The following is a 16,771-nucleotide window of genomic DNA, read 5'->3' as shown; positions in this document are numbered from 1 at the left end:
AGCCTTTCCACATTGGGGTTTCACACCGTCTCAATCCAACAGCGCATCCACAAAATCGCGTGCATGGAAGGGGCGCAAATCGTCGATGCCCTCGCCCACGCCGATGTAGCGCACCGGCACCGGCCGGCGGCTGGCCAAGGCCGCCAGCACGCCGCCTTTGGCGGTGCCGTCGAGCTTGGTCACAATTAGGCCAGTCAAACCTAAGGCTTCGTCGAAAGCAATCACTTGATTGACCGCGTTTTGGCCGATATTGGCATCCAATACCACAATGATTTCGTGCGGCGCCTCGGGCATGGATTTTTGCAGTACCCGCTTCACTTTTTTGATTTCTTCCATCAAGTGCAATTGGGTGGGCAGGCGGCCGGCGGTGTCGGCCAACACGATATCGATGCCGCGCGCCTTGGCTGCCTCTACCGCATCGAAACACACGGCGGCAGAATCGCCCGAGGCTTGGGAGATCACGGTAACGCCGTTGCGCGCGCCCCACTCCTGAAGCTGCTCGCGGGCGGCGGCGCGAAAGGTATCTCCTGCAGCCAGCAGCACGGATTTGCCTTGCGATTGGAAATATTTGGCCAGTTTGCCGATGGAGGTGGTTTTGCCCGCGCCGTTGATGCCGGCCAGCATGATGACAAACGGCCCGCCGCTTTCAGGTAGCCTCAAGGGGGCTTCCAGCGGTTTGATCAAATCGTAAATCGCTTCTTTCAGGGCGCTGCGCAGTTCCTGCCCGTCTTTCAGGCCGCGCAGACTCACCCGTTTACGCACTTCGGCCATCAGCTGCTCGGTGGCCTCGATGCCCATATCGGCGGTGAGCAGCACGGTTTCCAGCTCTTCATACAGGTCTTCGTCAATCTGGCCGCCGCCGAACACGCCGGCCAGCGATTTGGCCATTTGGTTGCGCGATTTGCTCAATCCCTGTTTCAAGCGGGCCGCCCAGCCTAAAGCGGGGGCGGGTTCTGCCGCCGTTGCTTTTTCAGCTGTGGTGGCCGGCAGAGTAGGCTCAGGTTGTGCTGCCGGCTGGGCGGCAGCAGCCGGGGGGACGGCTGCCGGCTCATCGGCAGAGTCGGATAAATCGGCCTCGGCAGGTTCTGCCGATACGGGCATCTGCTCCTGTTCCGGCGCCTCGCTTTGCGTTACCGGCTGGGGCTGCACTTCATCGGCAGACACCGCTTCAGGTGCTGCCTCGGTTTCAGCAGCCGGCTCGGCCGGCCGGGTAGCAGCTTCTTCAACAGGCAATGAGGCCGGCTCTTCCGGTTTTTTCTTTTTCTTGAATAGTCCGAACATGGTATTTTCCGTCAATCATTCGCTTCAAAACGGGCGGTATTGTAGCAGGGTTTTCCAATATCAAAGGCTACCTGAAAAACAACGGCCGGGCCGTTTGTCTTTCAGGTAGCCTCTATTCCGACTGCCCATGCCCGGCGGCACATTCAGCGGGAAGCGTTCGTTTGCGATTAGGCTTCCAAATCGAGGATGCTGCGGGCGGCGCGGCGGGCATCCAGTAGAATCAGGCCCAGTTTGGCGCTTTCGCGGGCAGTTACCACCAAAACCGTGTCTTCGCCGGCTTGGATGAGCAGAATATAACCGTCGTTACCCTTCACGATCACTTGCTCCAGCTCGCCGCATTTCAATTCTTTGGTGGTGCGGTTGCCCAAAGCCAGCAGGGCGGCAGACATGGCGCCAACGCGGTCGGGGTCGATATTGGATTGCAGCAGGGAAGCGATGGGCAGGCCGTCGCTGGAAATGACGGCAGAGGCGGTGATGTCGACTGAGGAGCTGTGCAGGTCGCTCAAGACGGAAGAAACGAGTTGTTGTTGCATATTTTTGATTTCCCGATAAATTGATTTTAGAAAGTGTCCGCTTGCGCTGCGGAATCAACAATTTGATATAAGGCGCGCACCAAAGAGACGAACTCGTCTTTATGCAGCTGCGGCACGCCGCCCGTTACCAGAATGAATTTCAAGTCGCCGATATAGAGCGGGAAGAAAGACAACTCGCTCTGACCGGACGGATCGCAAATACCCACGGCGTTGTGGTAGATATTGAGGTTGTTTTTAATCAGCAGGCTGTGGCGCTCATACAGGCGCACGGCTTCGCTGGCCAACACGGCAATTTCTTCGGCCGCTTCGTGGTTGAAACCGGAGCTGGAGAAATAAAAACCATCTTGATCCACCAGCAGTGCTTTCTGTACGTCGGACAAGTGCATCAGAATGTTGGGCAGGCCGGTGCCGCTCAGCAAATCGGTTTTCTGCTCGGGCTCGTCTTCGCCGTAGAGAAACTCCAAACGCTGCATGCGGTACAGCAGGTTGAGGGCGGCATCCAAATCATCGGTCTGCGCCCAACGCATCACGTTTTCCTGGCTGACGGTTTCTTCTTCTCCCGCCTGCAAAATGCCGCCCAACAAAGTGCGGCTGGCGCTTTGGCCTTTGTTGGATACCGCATAATAGGCGCCCGCCGGGGTCACCTTGGGATATAAATTGGGTTGCAGCAGCAATGTGGAATCCATACTCACACCTCTAAACCGGGATCGATTGAATACAGCATGGCGGTTACCAGCTGTTTGACATCGTTTTCATTACGGGCATCCACTTCGAATACCGGTACGTTCATATTGTGTTGAGCCAAGTATTTTTGGTACACCTCCACTTCGGGAGAGGCTTTCAAGTCCATCTTGGTCACGCCCACCACAACCGGGGCAGTTTTCAACAGATCCTGAAAAGAATCGAGGAAGAATTTCAGGTCTTTTAAGGGATGGGCACGGGTGTTGTCCAACAACAGCACCAAACCCATGCTACCTTGGCTGAGGATGTCCCACATAAAATCGAAACGTTCTTGGCCCGGCGTGCCGTAAAGATGGACTTTGGTGTTTTCGTCCAAATTGATTACACCGTAATCCATGGCCACGGTGGTGTGGCTTTTCATGGAAGTGGTCATGTCTGAGGCACGCGCATCGGTTTTGATGGGCGGATCGTCAGACAAAGCAGCAATCGCTGTCGTTTTACCTACCCCTACGGGACCTGTAAAAATAATCTTGTTTTCTGCCATTATGTTATTCCCTTATCGGCCAATAATTTTATTCATTAATCGTTGCAGCAAGCCGCGCTGTTTCGGCACTTCTGCCGGTTTGGCCTCTGTCTGTTGTGCGCCTGCAGCAGAAGCGGCAGGCTGGGTAGTGCCGGCAGCAGCGGTATGGGCATGCGCCGCAGTAGAATGAGTATCCACCGCCAGGTAACCGGTTACATAGGTTGCAGTCAGGTAATCGGCCAAGTCTTTGCTGTCTATCGACATCAAACGGTGCAGCATAGTCAGGCTACCTGATGTTTTGGTCAGGAAAGCCGACAGCCGCATAGACTCGGCCAAGGGAGCCAGACGGGTCAGATTCGGCCAGCTTTTTACTTTGAAAACCGTATGGGCATCAATGCCTTGAGGCAAACGTCCGTTACCGGTCCAAACCGCCAGCTGCCATAAGCAAGCTTGCACCGACAATTTAGCCTTGTTTTTCAAGTGCTCTTCTGCCACCGGCCGTACGCTCAAATCGACAAACTTCTGTTCACACAAGGCCTTCAACGCTGCGGAGTCAGCCGTCAGCAATACTTTCTGTATAGAAGGGAATACCAGCAATACAGGTTTGCCGCCATGCAGCACCGCCACATCACTCTCCTGCCGGCTGGCTTTTTTCACTGCGCCCAGCAAGCCTTCGTTGGGATCAAAATGCTCAATCCTTTGGGGAGATTCTGTTTTTACAGTCGCAGCTACAGGTACGGCCACCAGCGCTTCAGCCACCGGTGTACCGGTGCGCGCAATCCAGATACCGTTGCCTTGCTGCAGGTTTTTCAGATTGACAAACAGGGTGTCGAATTTGATCGGTTTGGCCAGATAAGGGGCAGTTGTCTGCGGCGGGGTGGCCGAGAAATAAACCACCTTGGCTTGGACAAACCGCTCTTTTGCCTTTGCCCATGCTTCGGGCGCATGATCGGCATCCACCAACACCAGCTGCGGCGGAATACCCTGCTCTTCGGTTACCAGCTCGTAATTGGTGGTACCGTGCATTTTGAACGCCATACGGAACATGGCATATTGGCGGTCATCCATGCCCAATAGCATGATATGAACCGTCTTGACTTTGGGAATTGTATTATTGTTATCCATGGATTATGCCCGAACAGAGCCATAATTGATCTTTTGCAGCAACTGGCTCATGGCCAATACCACCTCTTCCGGAGGGTTTTGGACATTGGCACGGATCTTGTGCAACACCTGCTCCAAACGCGCCCACTCCTCTGCCCGCTCACAAATATCGAACAGGGTAATATACAGTTGCGATTCATCAGGATATTGGATAATGGAATCTTCCAATACCGTCATCGCCTCGTCCAACTGACCGTACATCAGCAAAGATTCGACATCCTTCAATGCTTTTTCAGCCGGAGATTGAAGCACCCCCACCGAATCGGTTCTGATTTGAATCAATGCTTTGCGATGCGCTTTATTGATACTGGTGCCGCGTTCCAAAAAACCGTGTTCAATACCGATATCGCGCAGCTGGGCTTCATTTGGATTGGCTTCTAATTGGGAAAAGATCTCGTGATCCCCCAAATTCAAACCCCAGCCCAACATACGCTCCTTCACCTGGCGGCCATATTGACCTAAGGTGTAGTACAGGCGCCACAAATGTTGGGCAAAATGTTCAATATTACGGTTTTTATAATCCAGACTCAGCGCATCGATAATCAATGCAGCCGGCTTGTCTGCCTGGCGGATGGCTTTGTTGGCATAGCCGACCGCTGCATCATAAGCCAAACGGTCTTTCATCAGGCGGTAACCCAATTCAGGCTTCATAAAGCCCATCAGTGCAGTTTTTTCTTCATCGCGCACCAATAAATGATTGGGCTGTTCGGGATTGGTTACCAAATCCTTACGCGGGCGGATAACCGCAGCGGCTGGCTCTGCCCGCACCTCCGCTTCTTTGCGCCGGACGAAACGGCTGCCTTTGCTCTGATTGGCATCCAAGCCGCTCTTTTCGCCAATCTGTGCAGCAGTCTGCTGCACACCCCAGCCCAGCTTTTCTTCCGCCAGCACACGCAAATTCAGGTTGTTTTTATCAATAGCCAAACCTTGCTTGATGTAGTCCTCCAACTGGGTTTTGGTCAACATCTCCGAAAATTCACTCAAGGTTTCCCCCAAGCTATCGGGTTTCTTCGCATCCAGCCACAGCTGTACCAACTCATTCACCAAGGTACTGCGCACGCCATCTGTGATGTTGTCCACTTCGGAATGCAAATAATGGACCAGTGATTCGGCTGCTTTCTCATGGTAGCCAAACTGTTTGTACACTTTATATTCAGTTAGTGCATCCACCTCTTGGGCAACCGCCAACACCTCGCCCTCCAACACTTCGTTTGACGATGCCCCCCAGCCCCAATCTTCCTGTACTGGCGGTACTGTTTTTTTTCCTCTTTTTCAATTTTTTCAAAAGAGGTAGAAGGCCTAGCTGGCGCTCGCTTGGCAGGAGAAGCGGCTGCTCCGGCCGTCTTCACGCCCGGTCGGTGGCTTTTTTTACTCTGAATGTCCTGCTTGCCGGCAGCGGCTTGCTTTTGGCGACGCTGCATCACAATCAGCACCCCCAAGACCACCAGCAGCACGGGAACAAGAATCATGGGCTCCATCTAGCCCTCCTTCCTGAATCTTGATTGAATCGAATTGCGCATTTTACTCTCTACCGCACTTTATTCAAAAATAAGTTAAAGCCAAACAGCAGGCAAACTATACTGATTTACTTGTTTGAAATCAAACCGCCGTCTTGCTCACCTCTGATCGCAGCCAGACCGCAAACCAGATTACCTCCCAAGATGGACAATTTATTTAAGTATTTTCAATAAAAATCTAGATAGTTCAATCGTCGACATCGACACCAGCCGACTGACTTAATCCAGCTCACCCCGCACTCGGCAACACGCCGTTGGGCAACAGCTGCCACACATAGCCGGTCTGCTTCATCTTACCGGCCACCCGGCCCGCCTCGTCGCCGTAACCCCAGAAAAAATCCACCCGCACCGCGCCGTTGATCGCACTGCCGGTATCCTGAGCCATAATCAAGCGGTTGAGTGCATGACCGGTTTCCGGATGGGCGGTCGCCAAAAAGATCGGTGCACCCAAGGTAATAAAGCGGCGGTCCACCGCGCCGGAATAACCGCCGGTGAGCGGCACACCCAAAGAGCCGATCGGCCCATCGTTGCCGGCCGGCAACTCGCGGAAAAACACATAACTCGGGTTTTGCCCCAACACTTCGGCCAAACGGTCCGGGTGGCTGCGCAACCATGCCTGAATGCCCTGCATACTGGTTTGCGCCAACGGCAAATAACCGCGGTCGGCCATATAGCGCCCGATCGACACATAGGGGTAATCGTTTTTGTCGGCAAAGCCGAGACGGATATAACGGCCGTCCGGCGTGCGGATGCGGCCCGAACCTTGAATATGCAGGAAGAACAGCTCCACCGGGTCTTCAGCGTACGCCAGAACGGGGGCGCGGCCGTTGAGCGCGCCCCCGTTGATTTGAGCACGGGTGAAGTACGGCACAAAGCGGCTGCCTTCCACCCGGCCTTTCAAGACACGGCTGCGCTCCTGCAAAGGAAACTCGGCCAAATTGGCCGTGTATTCGCCGTCGGGCGCGATTCGGCCGCTGTTGCCGCCCGTCAATCTGATCCGCACCACACCTTGGCGCTGTCCGTTAAGCGGCACACTGACCAAGTCCGCAGGTTGGCCGTAAATCGGAAACCTCGCCTGCGCAGTAGCCACTGCACTGCCCTTCAGCACCGGCTCGTAATATCCGGTAATCATGCCGCCGAGCTGACCGTTGTGACTCACTTCCCACGGCGTAAAATACCGCTCGAAAAAGCTTTTCGCCGCCGCCGACTGGTTGGGCACGACAGCCGCCTGTCGGCAGACGGCCTGCCATTGCGGCTGGTTTTGCAAACGCTCGCAGCTCTTGCGGAACGCCTGCAAACTGGCGGCAAAATCCTGTTGCGTCCATTGGGGCAATGCGCCGAACGCCACTGCCTTATAAGCCGCCGGGCTACCTGAAACCCGATGCACATACCCCGGCGCATAAGCTTGGCCCGCCGGCACATCGACCACGGGCGGCAAGGAAGCGCCAGGCGGAACATATTGCGACGGACAGGCCGCCAGCAAACACACCAGCGGCAAAACTGCTGCCGATTGACGGGAAAAAAGAAATTTCGCTGCCATTCTTCCGATTACACTTTAAAAAATTTTTATATTTTTGAAATATTGAACAATATACTGCACAAGGCCGCCGCATCCACCCGGCAAGCCGCCGCGCGCCGCGACACTTTCTGCCGCCTGGCAGACACGCAAACGCTGAATTTAACCACCCGATCCATCTGGCCGCAAACCCTTTTACACTACACAAACACCTGCTTTCATCTGCTCTGCCCGCCTATTTTGCCTAGCCATTCACCGTTTTTCGCCAAACGCTTTCCCGCAAGCCGGCCGCAGATGCCAGCGCCTTGCCGTCAGGAGGCCGGAGAAGTGTCAGATGCAGAAGCCGTTCAAAACGCAGCCGCACAGCGAGCACACATGACAAAGAATCCCTGCGAGAGAAACACATCAAGCAGATAAGCACACAAAGGGCGCCACACCACACAGGCAGGCGCCGCAAATGGGATTTGCCAAGGCATCAGGCTACCTGAAAGCCGCACCAGCCGCTAGAATAACGCCCTGTTTTCTTTTTTCAGGTAGCCTCGCATGAGCAGCAAACCCACCGTCTCGCCCATGATGCAACAGTATCTCAGCATCAAAGCCGGCCACGCCGACAAACTGCTGTTCTACCGCATGGGCGACTTCTACGAGCTGTTTTTCGACGACGCCGTGGAAGCCGCCAAGCTGCTCGACATCACCCTCACCACCCGCGGCCAGCTGGACGGCGAACCAATCAAAATGGCCGGCGTGCCGCACCACTCCGCCGAGCAATACCTCGCCCGCCTGGTGAAGCTGGGCAAAAGCGTAGCCATTTGCGAGCAAGTGGGTGAAGTGGGGGTCGGCAAAGGCCCGGTGGCGCGCGAAGTGGTGCGCATCGTCACCCCCGGCACCCTCACCGACTCCGCCCTCTTGGAAGACAAAGAAACCAACCGCATTCTCGCCCTCTGCCGCCACAAAACGCACAAACAACAACTCGGCCTCGCCTGGGCCTCGCTGCAAAGCGGCGAATTCAAAACCAAAATCATCCGCCCCGGCCAACTGGCCGACGAACTGGCTCGCCTGCAGCCCGCCGAAATCCTGCTCAGCGACGAAACCGCCGCCCATCTGCCCGAACTGCCCGCCGCCCTGCAAAGCACCCGCCTGCACGACTGGCAGTTTGCCGCCGACAGCGGCTTCGACCTGCTGACCCGCTATTTTGGCAGCCAAGACCTGCTCGGCTTCGGCCTCGACCCCGCCGAACACGCCCCTGCCGTCGGCGCCGCCGGCGCCCTGCTCAACTACATCCAGCTCACCCAATCGCAACTGCCGCGCCACCTCGACAGCCTGTCGCTCGAAACCGAACAAGAATACATCGGCATGGACGCCGCCACCCGGCGCAACCTCGAAATCACCGCCACTCTGGGCGGTAAAAAAGCGCCCACCCTGTTTTCCGTGCTCGACCGCTGCGCCACCCACATGGGCAGCCGCCTACTCGCCCAATGGCTGCACCACCCCCTGCGCAACCGCGCCCACATCCGAGCCCGCCAAACCGCCGTCGCCGCCCTAGGCAGCGAATACGCCGCCATCCAAGGCTACCTGAAAACCCTGTCCGACATCGAACGCATCGCCGCCCGCATTGCCGTCGGCTCCGCCCGCCCGCGCGATTTGAGCGGCCTGCGCGACAGCCTGTTTGCCCTGGCCGGCCTCCACCTGCCCGACAGCCCCCTGCTGCACACCCTAGAGGCTGTCTTTCCGCCGGGCCGGGCCGTCGCCGAACGCCTGCAGGCCGCCATCCTGCCCGAACCGGCCGTCTGGCTGCGCGACGGCGGTGTGATCAACCACGGCTTTTGCGCCGAATTGGACGAGTTGCGCCACATTCAAAACCACGGCAACGAATTCCTGCTGGATTTGGAACAGCGCGAACACGAACGCACCGGCCTCTCCACCCTCAAAGTGGAATTCAACCGCGTACACGGTTTCTACATCGAGCTCTCCAAAACCCAAGCCGAACAGGCACCGGCCGACTACCAACGTCGCCAAACCCTGAAAAACGTCGAACGCTTCATCACGCCCGAACTGAAAGCCTTTGAAGACAAAGTCCTCACCGCCCAAGAGCAGGCGCTGGCGCGGGAAAAACGCCTTTACGACGGCCTGATTCAGGAATTGCAGACCCAGCTGCCCCTGCTCCAGCAAATTGCCAAAGCCGCCGCCACCCTCGACGTGCTGTGCTGCTTTGCCCAACACGCCGACGAATACGGCTACACCGTGCCCGAATTTGTCGATTACCCCTGCATCGAAATTGACGCCGGCCGCCACCCTGTTGTCGAGCGGCAGGTACAGCGTTTCACCCCCAACCACACCCGCCTCGACAACAAACACCGCCTGATGCTGCTCACCGGCCCGAACATGGGCGGCAAATCCACCTATATGCGGCAGGCGGCCCTGATTGTGCTGCTGGCGCACACCGGCAGCTTCGTGCCCGCCGAACGCGCCTGCATCGGCCCCATCGACCGCATCTTCACCCGCATCGGCGCCTCCGACGATTTGGCCGGCAACCGCTCCACCTTCATGGTGGAAATGTCGGAAACCGCCTACATCCTGCACCACGCCACCGAGCAATCTCTGGTGCTGATGGACGAAGTCGGCCGCGGCACCTCCACCTTCGACGGCCTCGCGCTGGCACAGGCGATTGCCGAACACCTGATTCAGAAAAACCGCTCCTTCAGCCTGTTTGCCACCCATTATTTCGAACTCACCGGGCTACCTGAACACCACGCCACCGCCGTCAATATGCATCTTTCCGCGCTGGAGCAGGGTCAGGACATTGTTTTTCTGCACCACATCGAGCCCGGCCCCGCCAGCAAAAGCTACGGCATCGCCGTGGCCAAACTGGCCGGCCTGCCGCCGCGCGCCCTCAAAGCCGCACAAAAACACCTCGAACACCACGAGGCCGAAGCCGCCGCCCGCCGCCCGCAGCTGGATATTTTCCACAACTGGCCGGACAGCGTTGAACAAAACGACAGTCTGTTGACCGCAACCCCGGACACCCCGCCCGACACCGCCCCGCATCCCCTGCTGGCCGAGCTGGCCGCCGTCGAACCCGACCACCTGAGCCCGAAACAGGCGCTGGACTGCCTGTACCGTTTAAAAAGCCTGCTGTAAATGCCGAGAACCCAACACATGATCGGCTTTCAGGTAGCCTGAAACCATTGCCCCACCCGCCGAAAGGAAACCGCCATGCCCGCCACCCGCCGCTTCTTCCTCACGCTTGCCGCCGCCCTCAGCCTGTCTGCCTGCGGCACCTTGGGTTTCGGCTCCGCCAAACCCGCTCCGCCCAAACCGGTGCAAACCGCCAAACCGCAGGCCGTCATCGGCCTGGCCCTGGGCGGCGGCGCCTCCAAAGGCTTTGCCCACATCGGCGTGATCAAAGTGCTGCAGGAAAACCGCATTCCGGTCAAAGTGGTTACCGGCACCAGCGCCGGCGCGGTGGTCGGCAGCCTCTACGCCTCGGGCATGAATGCCGAACGCTTGGCGCAGGAAGCCGACGCCATGCAGAAAACCGATTTGGTGGACCTCACCCTTTCCACCAGCGGTTTCATCCGCGGTGAAAAACTGCAAAACTTCATCAACCGCAAAGTCGGCAACCGGCCGATGGAAAACTTCCCGCTGCGCTTCGGCGCCGTGGCCACCGAGTTCGACAGCGGCCGCAGCGTGGTGTTCAGCCGCGGCAACGCCGGCCAGGCCGTGCGCGCCTCGGCCAGCATTCCCAATGTGTTCCAACCGGCCCTCATCGGCGGCAAACGCTATGTGGACGGCGGCCTCACCGCCCCCGTGCCGGTGGGCGCCGCCCGCGGCTTGGGCGCCAATGTGGTGATTGCGGTGGACATTTCGGCCAAACCCGCCCGCCTCACCGAAAGCGGCTTTTTCTCCTATCTCGACCAAAGCCTGAACATCATGAACACCGCCGCCCTCAATAACGAGCTGGCCGGCGCCGACGTGGTGATCAAACCGCAGGTACAACGGCTGGGCGCGGTCGGCGGCTTTGACGAACGCGCCCAAGCCATTAAACTGGGTGAAGACGCCGCCCGCGCCGCCCTGCCGAAAATCCGCGCCGTGCTCTCGCGCTACCGCCTGCAATAAACCCTGCCTCGCAACCGGCTACCTGAAAGCCCGATCCCGTCTTTTCAGGTAGCCTGAACTCCCCTCCCCTTTGCCGTATCCATTAACCGCTCAAACATTGCTCGGGCTACCTGAAACCGCCCCATCGGTTTGCCCCGCCCGAGCGTTTGCCCACCTGCCCTGCCCGCCATGTTTACCCTCAATCTGCCCGGCCTGCATTGGCCCCACCCCGACACCCTGCCGCCACTCAAGCTGCCCCATCTCGATAAACTGCTGCGCTTCGGCCGTTTCCAAGCCGCGCCCGCCACGCCCGCCGATTTCTGTTTCCGCCAGCTCAAGGTCCACCTTTCCCAACTGAGCCCGCAGCCCTATGCCTTCGCCAGCCCGGTTTGGCAGCAGGCCGGCATGCACAGCGTGCAGATACTCGACAACCGCGTGCTGGCCGTCAGCGCAGCAGAAGCCCACACCCTGTGCGACGGCCTGAACACCCTGTATGCCGAAGACGGCTGGCGCTTCGAGCCGCTGCGCCCCGATTTGTGGCTGCTGCATCTGCCCGAAACCGCCGGCTGGCAGGCGCCCTGCGTGTTGGACATCGTCGGCCAGGCCGACGGCACCCAACGCGCAGTCGGCCCCGCGCAAACCCAATGGCTGCAACGGCAAACCGAAATCCAAATGTGGCTGCACGGCCAAGCCGTCAACCAACAGCGCCAAGCCGAAGGCCGCCCGCCGATCAACGGCCTGTGGCTGTGGGACAGCCTGCCGGCAGACAACGGCCACAGCGCCGCCCGCCTCATCGGCAGCGATAGCCCTTGGGCCGCCTTCAGCCGCAGCGAAACCGCGCCCGCGCCCGAAAGCTGGGCCGCCTGGCAGGCCGAAACCGCCGTCCGCGGTCTGCCGCCGGCCGACACCGCCCTGTATCTCGACGCGCTCGCCACCGCCGTCCAATGCGCCGACGTCCACGCCTATTGCAGCCAGCTCGAAGCCTGGGAGCGCAGCCTGTTCGCCCCGCTGTGGCAAGACCTGCAACACGGCCGCCTGTCTGGGCTCTGCCTGCAAACCGACGGCCCCGCCGGCGGCCGCCTGCTGTTGGCGGCCCGCAGCGGCTGGCGCTTCTGGAAACGGAAAAAAACCTTTGCCGGCAGCCTGGCCGGCTGAAACTGCTTGGGACGCGCCGCCAGCCGGCGGCGAAGCCCGGGCCAATTTACAGATAGAGACCTTTGCAAACCCCCAGATGTGGATGCCGTTCAAGGCGTAGCAGCGCACAACGCAGAAATGCGCCTCAGATGGGGAGATGCAAAGGTCTCAGATGGTCGTCTCGGAAGGAAACCTGGCCATGATGCGTTTGGGCTTGCTGTGTTTGCTGCTGTCGCTATCGGCGGCGGTGTCGGCCAAGACTTGGTATGTGGGCATTTTGGCGCCCCAAGGCACGGAAGCCGCCCGGGCGCAGTGGCAGCCCTGGCTGAACTGACTGGGCGAGAAACAGCCGGAAGAACAGTTTGTCCTGGTGCCGTTGGCTTTGGCCGACTGGCAGCACGAGCTGGCGGCCGGGCGGGTGGATTTTGCCCTCGGGCCGCAGGCCCAGTTTGTGGTGCTGCCCGACACCGAGGGCTGGCGTTGGCTGGCCACGGCCCGTTTCCCCAACGGGCACACGCCGCGGGCGACCGAGCAGGTAGGCAGTGCGATTTGGGTGCGCCAAGAAGCCCTTTGGCGAGACGAGCGCGACTTGCGCGGCAAGCGGGTTGCGGCGGTGGACGAACAGGCGTTCGGCGGCTTTATGCTGGCCGAACGCCTGCTGTTGCAGCACGGATTGCACGCGGGTAAAGACTACCTGCCGGTTTTCACCGGTTATCCGATTGAGCAGACGGTGGAAGCGCTGCACCGGGGCGAGGTGGACGCCGCCATTGCCCCTTTATGTTTAATGGAAGAGTGGCGGGCCCGGCAGGGCTTGCCGGCAGAAAGCTTCCGGCCTTTGTCGGTGCAAACCACCGTGAACGGCTGCGTTTCCGCCACACCGGTGTTTCCCCATTGGGTATTGGCGGCGCTGCCTTCCGTGCCCGAAGAACAGGCCACGCGCATGATGGGGCTTTTGTTCGGCCACACCCCGGCCGAGGGCATGCCGGGCTGGTCGCCGCCGGTGTCTTTTGTGGCGGCCGAACAGGTGTTGGCCGAATTGGGCCGCCATCCGCTGCACCCGAGCTGGCAAAACCAAGGCCGCAAATGGCTGCAAGAGAACAAATTGCTCGCCGGTGCCTTGGGGCTGGCCGTGTTGATTTCCCTGATCAATTACGCCTGGATGAGCTGGCTGGCCTACCGGCGGCGGAAAAAACTGCGGTAGGCATACCGCCAGCTGCGCGAGCGCGACCGGCTGCTGGCGCACGCCGACCGCCTCAACATCGCCGGCGAAATGGCCGCCGGCCTGGCGCACGAACTGAACCAGCCGATAGCGGCCATCCGCCATTACGCCGAAGGCGGCCTGCATCTGCTCGACAGCGGCGGCGGCCAAGACGCGGTACGCCGTGCGCTGGCCAACATCATCCAAACCACCGAGCGCGGCAGCGGCATCATCCGCAATCTGCGCCAATGGGTGAAAACGCCGGAGCATGTGTATGCCGAAGTGGCGGTGGAAGACATGTTGCGCCGCTGCGCCGACTGGCTGGCCTGCCAAAAAGATCCGCCGCGGCTGTATTGGTGCAACCAAAGCGGACAAACACATATCTATACCGTGGCCAGCATTGTGGAACAGGTGATGATGAACTGCCTGCTCAACAGCCAACAGCAACAGGTGGGCCAAGTGGAAATGACGGTGGAGCGGGCCGCAGACGGCGGCTGGATCATCCGCATCGAAGATGACGGCGGCGGTTTTGACGAAGCGGTGCTGGCCCAGCCCTTTGTGCCCTTCCGCAGCAGCAAACACGACGGCTTGGGCTTAGGGCTGGCCATTTGCGACCGCCTGCTGCGCAGCATCGGCGGCAGCCTGCACCTGAGCAACCGCCGTGGTGCGGTTTGCGGCGCCCGTGCCGAAATCAGGCTGAGACCTTTGCAAAACCCCCATCTGCGGCGCATTTCTGCGTTGTGCGCTGCTCGCTCGCTTGCCTATCTTCATGATATGTCTACGCTCGCTGCGCTGCTACGCCTTGAACTGCATCCACATCTGGGGGTTTTGCAAAGGTCTCAGGCTACCTGAAAGGAAAAAACATGCTTAATCTGGCCGTTCATGTGGTCGATGACGATGCCGCCGTGCTGGATGCCTGCGGCTTTCTGCTCGAAAGCTTGGGTTACCGGCCGCAATTGTGGGCGGATCCGCGCGAATTTTTGCAACAGGCCGATCTGGAGACGCCCGGCGTGGTATTGAGCGATTGGAATATGCCGTGGCTGAACGGCCAGCAGCTCCAGCAGGCGCTACAGGCGCAAGACAGCCCGCTGGCCTTGGTGGTGATGACCGGTTTCGGCGACGTGCCGCTGGCGGTCGATATGCTGCAACGGGGGGCGGTGGACTTTTTGGAAAAACCGGTGTCGCTGCAACGCCTGCAAGCCGCTTTGGCGGCCGCCCGCAGCCAAAGCGAAACGAATTATGCCCTGTGGCAGAACCGCCGGCGTTTCAAGCAGCTGAGCGCCAAAGAGCAGGCGGTGGCGCGGCTGCTGTTGCAGGGCCACACCAATAAGACCATGGCGGAAACGCTGAATGTGTCGGTACGCACGGTAGAAGTGCACCGTGCCCATTTGATGGAGAAAATGCAGGCCGACAGCATGGCCGCCCTGATTCAGGCCTTGGCGGCTTTGGAAGAAGGGAAATAAAACGGTATTGGGCGGTTCAGGTAGCCTACAAGCCCGACATATCTTATTTGTAAGTTCACCTTAACGATATGATGACAAAACCCCACAAGTAAAAAACGCCACCAATACCAAGGGAGGAAGTATTGGTGGCAAACTTGCGGGAAAACGTCTACTTACTGCTCACACATCCCCATTCAGGAATCCATGTAAGCGAGACGAATTATACCCACGCTGGAATATATTGTCTAGAATTTTGTCATTTTTTATCTGAAAAATTTATTCTTAAGCCATAATTTGGCAAAATTTTGACGAAAGTTAATTTAAATAAGAACGAGTATTTAGTCTAAATATTTATTTATTCAGATTTTTTTAAACAAAATTAACAATTAGATCAAAAATCAGCCGCCTCGCCATCCAAGGCGGCCGGCGGCGAGATTGGCGCCGTTCAGGCAAAAACGGCCCAAACCGGAGCATGGTCGCTGGGGCGCTCGAGAGCGCGGGTGGCGGTGTCGACCTCCAATTGCTGCAGACGGGCAAGCAGCGCCGGGCTGCACAAAATATGGTCGATGCGCAGGCCGAGCTTGCGGCGGAACATATTCATGCGGTAATCCCACCAAGTAAACATTTGCGCTTCGGGATGCAGGTGGCGCAGGCCATCGCCCAAGCCCAGTTGCAGCAGTTCGGCAAACCATTGCCGCTCGGCGGAAGAACAATGGATTTTTTCATGCCATTTTTCCGGGTCGTACACGTCGCGGTCGGCAGGGGCGATGTTGAAGTCGCCCAGCAGCACCAGCTCGTCGTGTTGCGCCAGCTCTTGCGCCACTAGGCGGTTGAGGGCGGCGAACCATTGCTCTTTGTAGGCGAATTTTTCGCTGCCCACTGCTTCGCCGTTGACGCAATACACATTGATCACGCGCACGCCGTCGATGGTGGCGGCGATGACGCGCCGTTGCGGGTCGTCCGGCAGGTCGGGCAGACCGGTGTGCACGTCGGCCGCTTCGCTGCGGCTGAGAATGGCCACGCCGTTATAGGTTTTCTGCCCGCTCCACACGGCGCGGTAGCCGAGCAACTCGAAAGCGGCAAGGGGGAATTTGTCTTGCTCGAGTTTGAGCTCTTGCAGACAGAGAATGTCGGGCCGGTGTTCGATCAGCCAGTTGCTGACCTGCGGCAGGCGGACGTTGAGAGAATTGACGTTCCAGGTGGCGATTTTCATGGCATTCGGGTGGTGGGGTTCGACAGGAAGGCTGAGACCTTTGCAAAACCCCCAGATGTGGATGCAGTTCAAGGCGTAGCAGCGCAGCGAGCGTGAACGCCAGGAATCCCTGTGGGAAAGACATATCATCTGGATAGGTAAGCGAGCGAGCAGTACCCATAGGGCATAAACGCACAACGCAGAAATGCGCCACAGATGGGGGTTTTGCAGAGGTCGCAGGCTACCTGAAATCGGGGCGGCCTTCAGGTAGCCTGCGATAACCGGGATTACTCGGCTTCATCAATCCAAGCCTGCTGGATGGCTTCGAGTATGCGTTCGCCGCTGCGGGCGGGATCGTCGTCGAAATCCGGCAAGGCCAGCACCAGCTCGCGCAAGTGGGTGAAGCGGATGGTTTTGGGGTCGGTGTCGGGGTGGGCATCGTAGAGCTCTTCGGCGATGCGTTGGGTGTCGGTCCATTTCATGGCGGGCTACCTG

The 16,771-nt window shown here is 58.8% G+C and carries 17 protein-coding genes and 2 pseudogenes; 8 read left to right on the top strand and 11 right to left on the bottom strand.

The window, feature by feature from the left end; translation table 11 throughout:
- Nucleotides 1-30: 30 nt before the first annotated feature.
- The 8 genes from ftsY to mltA form a co-directional block, all read right to left on the bottom strand.
- Nucleotides 31-1,281 (bottom strand): signal recognition particle-docking protein FtsY, encoded by a 1,251-nt coding sequence (ftsY, locus tag HMPREF9371_RS06065; protein WP_009119102.1) that lies wholly within the window; start codon nt 1,279-1,281, stop codon nt 31-33.
- Nucleotides 1,282-1,448: 167 nt separating this feature from the next.
- The gene (locus HMPREF9371_RS06060) at nt 1,449-1,814 is read right to left on the bottom strand and encodes a roadblock/LC7 domain-containing protein (protein ID WP_009119101.1); all 366 of its coding nucleotides are present in this window, start codon (nt 1,812-1,814) and stop codon (nt 1,449-1,451) included.
- 26 nt (nt 1,815-1,840) lie between these two features.
- Nucleotides 1,841-2,500: a roadblock/LC7 domain-containing protein gene (locus tag HMPREF9371_RS06055; RefSeq protein ID WP_009119100.1), complete on the bottom strand. Its 660-nt coding sequence runs from the start codon at nt 2,498-2,500 to the stop codon at nt 1,841-1,843.
- A gap of 2 nt (nt 2,501-2,502) precedes the next feature.
- Nucleotides 2,503-3,039, bottom strand: a complete 537-nt coding sequence (locus HMPREF9371_RS06050; protein WP_009119099.1) for a GTP-binding protein — start codon at nt 3,037-3,039, stop codon at nt 2,503-2,505.
- A 12-nt stretch (nt 3,040-3,051) separates the two neighbouring features.
- Entirely contained in the window at nt 3,052-4,143 is a 1,092-nt protein-coding gene (locus HMPREF9371_RS06045; RefSeq protein ID WP_009119098.1) for a hypothetical protein, read from the bottom strand.
- A gap of 3 nt (nt 4,144-4,146) precedes the next feature.
- Nucleotides 4,147-5,373, bottom strand: a complete 1,227-nt coding sequence (locus HMPREF9371_RS06040) for a hypothetical protein (protein ID WP_415752579.1) — start codon at nt 5,371-5,373, stop codon at nt 4,147-4,149.
- On the bottom strand, nt 5,340-5,660 hold the full coding sequence (locus HMPREF9371_RS06035; RefSeq protein ID WP_009119096.1) for a hypothetical protein: 321 nt from the start codon (nt 5,658-5,660) through the stop codon (nt 5,340-5,342). The genes HMPREF9371_RS06040 and HMPREF9371_RS06035 overlap by 34 nt, the downstream gene beginning before the upstream one ends.
- Before the next feature lie 268 nt (nt 5,661-5,928).
- Nucleotides 5,929-7,239 carry a murein transglycosylase A gene (mltA, locus tag HMPREF9371_RS06030; RefSeq protein ID WP_009119095.1) on the bottom strand — a complete coding sequence of 437 codons (1,311 nt, stop codon included), beginning with the start codon at nt 7,237-7,239 and terminating at the stop codon, nt 5,929-5,931.
- Nucleotides 7,240-7,758: 519 nt separating this feature from the next.
- Here mltA and mutS point away from each other — a divergent pair.
- The 8 genes and pseudogenes from mutS (at nt 7,759) to HMPREF9371_RS06005 (ending at nt 15,105) form a co-directional block, all read left to right on the top strand.
- The gene (gene mutS / locus HMPREF9371_RS06025) at nt 7,759-10,353 is read left to right on the top strand and encodes a DNA mismatch repair protein MutS (protein WP_009119093.1); all 2,595 of its coding nucleotides are present in this window, start codon (nt 7,759-7,761) and stop codon (nt 10,351-10,353) included.
- Nucleotides 10,354-10,428: 75 nt separating this feature from the next.
- Nucleotides 10,429-11,331, top strand: a complete 903-nt coding sequence (locus tag HMPREF9371_RS06020) for a patatin-like phospholipase family protein (protein ID WP_009119092.1) — start codon at nt 10,429-10,431, stop codon at nt 11,329-11,331.
- 168 nt (nt 11,332-11,499) lie between these two features.
- Nucleotides 11,500-12,465, top strand: coding sequence for a hypothetical protein (locus HMPREF9371_RS06015; protein ID WP_040660270.1), 966 nt, complete (start codon nt 11,500-11,502; stop codon nt 12,463-12,465).
- 178 nt (nt 12,466-12,643) lie between these two features.
- Nucleotides 12,644-12,778 carry a hypothetical protein gene (locus tag HMPREF9371_RS13790; RefSeq protein WP_269596917.1) on the top strand — a complete coding sequence of 45 codons (135 nt, stop codon included), beginning with the start codon at nt 12,644-12,646 and terminating at the stop codon, nt 12,776-12,778.
- Between the two features lie 36 nt (nt 12,779-12,814).
- Nucleotides 12,815-13,645 carry a phosphate/phosphite/phosphonate ABC transporter substrate-binding protein gene (locus tag HMPREF9371_RS13405; protein WP_009119089.1) on the top strand — a complete coding sequence of 277 codons (831 nt, stop codon included), beginning with the start codon at nt 12,815-12,817 and terminating at the stop codon, nt 13,643-13,645.
- Between the two features lie 69 nt (nt 13,646-13,714).
- Nucleotides 13,715-14,281, top strand: a pseudogene (locus HMPREF9371_RS13400) (sensor histidine kinase); the annotation flags it as partial.
- A gap of 51 nt (nt 14,282-14,332) precedes the next feature.
- Nucleotides 14,333-14,494, top strand: coding sequence for a lipoprotein signal peptidase (locus HMPREF9371_RS13395; protein ID WP_232203133.1), 162 nt, complete (start codon nt 14,333-14,335; stop codon nt 14,492-14,494).
- An 11-nt stretch (nt 14,495-14,505) separates the two neighbouring features.
- Nucleotides 14,506-15,105 carry a response regulator gene (locus HMPREF9371_RS06005; protein WP_009119087.1) on the top strand — a complete coding sequence of 200 codons (600 nt, stop codon included), beginning with the start codon at nt 14,506-14,508 and terminating at the stop codon, nt 15,103-15,105.
- Nucleotides 15,106-15,529: 424 nt separating this feature from the next.
- Here the strand turns inward: HMPREF9371_RS06005 and xth are convergent, their stop codons facing one another.
- The 3 genes and pseudogenes from xth to iscX all read right to left on the bottom strand — a co-directional run bounded on the left by xth (nt 15,530) and on the right by iscX (nt 16,758).
- Complete coding sequence (xth, locus tag HMPREF9371_RS06000; protein ID WP_040660268.1) at nt 15,530-16,297, bottom strand: exodeoxyribonuclease III; 768 nt, start codon at nt 16,295-16,297, stop codon at nt 15,530-15,532.
- Nucleotides 16,298-16,316: 19 nt separating this feature from the next.
- Nucleotides 16,317-16,507, bottom strand: a pseudogene (locus HMPREF9371_RS13390) (hypothetical protein); the annotation flags it as partial.
- Between the two features lie 56 nt (nt 16,508-16,563).
- The gene (gene iscX, locus HMPREF9371_RS05995; protein WP_009119085.1) at nt 16,564-16,758 is read right to left on the bottom strand and encodes a Fe-S cluster assembly protein IscX; all 195 of its coding nucleotides are present in this window, start codon (nt 16,756-16,758) and stop codon (nt 16,564-16,566) included.
- Nucleotides 16,759-16,771 lie beyond the last annotated feature (13 nt).

Origin of the sequence: Neisseria shayeganii 871 (genome assembly GCF_000226875.1) — a bacterium.
GTDB lineage: Bacteria > Pseudomonadota > Gammaproteobacteria > Burkholderiales > Neisseriaceae > Eikenella > Eikenella shayeganii.
Note: the sequence above shows the minus strand (reverse complement) of the source record. Positions and strands in the feature narration are given on the sequence as shown.

Coding starts and splice junctions, on each gene's coding strand:
- ftsY (WP_009119102.1), bottom strand. CDS start 1,281: ATGTTCGGACTATTCAAGAAAAAGAAAAAACCGGAAGAGCCGGCCTCA.
- HMPREF9371_RS06060 (WP_009119101.1), bottom strand. CDS start 1,814: ATGCAACAACAACTCGTTTCTTCCGTCTTGAGCGACCTGCACAGCTCC.
- HMPREF9371_RS06055 (WP_009119100.1), bottom strand. CDS start 2,500: ATGGATTCCACATTGCTGCTGCAACCCAATTTATATCCCAAGGTGACC.
- HMPREF9371_RS06050 (WP_009119099.1), bottom strand. CDS start 3,039: ATGGCAGAAAACAAGATTATTTTTACAGGTCCCGTAGGGGTAGGTAAA.
- HMPREF9371_RS06045 (WP_009119098.1), bottom strand. CDS start 4,143: ATGGATAACAATAATACAATTCCCAAAGTCAAGACGGTTCATATCATG.
- HMPREF9371_RS06035 (WP_009119096.1), bottom strand. CDS start 5,660: ATGGAGCCCATGATTCTTGTTCCCGTGCTGCTGGTGGTCTTGGGGGTG.
- mltA (WP_009119095.1), bottom strand. CDS start 7,239: ATGGCAGCGAAATTTCTTTTTTCCCGTCAATCGGCAGCAGTTTTGCCG.
- mutS (WP_009119093.1), top strand. CDS start 7,759: ATGAGCAGCAAACCCACCGTCTCGCCCATGATGCAACAGTATCTCAGC.
- HMPREF9371_RS06020 (WP_009119092.1), top strand. CDS start 10,429: ATGCCCGCCACCCGCCGCTTCTTCCTCACGCTTGCCGCCGCCCTCAGC.
- HMPREF9371_RS06015 (WP_040660270.1), top strand. CDS start 11,500: ATGTTTACCCTCAATCTGCCCGGCCTGCATTGGCCCCACCCCGACACC.
- HMPREF9371_RS13790 (WP_269596917.1), top strand. CDS start 12,644: ATGATGCGTTTGGGCTTGCTGTGTTTGCTGCTGTCGCTATCGGCGGCG.
- HMPREF9371_RS06005 (WP_009119087.1), top strand. CDS start 14,506: ATGCTTAATCTGGCCGTTCATGTGGTCGATGACGATGCCGCCGTGCTG.
- xth (WP_040660268.1), bottom strand. CDS start 16,297: ATGAAAATCGCCACCTGGAACGTCAATTCTCTCAACGTCCGCCTGCCG.
- iscX (WP_009119085.1), bottom strand. CDS start 16,758: ATGAAATGGACCGACACCCAACGCATCGCCGAAGAGCTCTACGATGCC.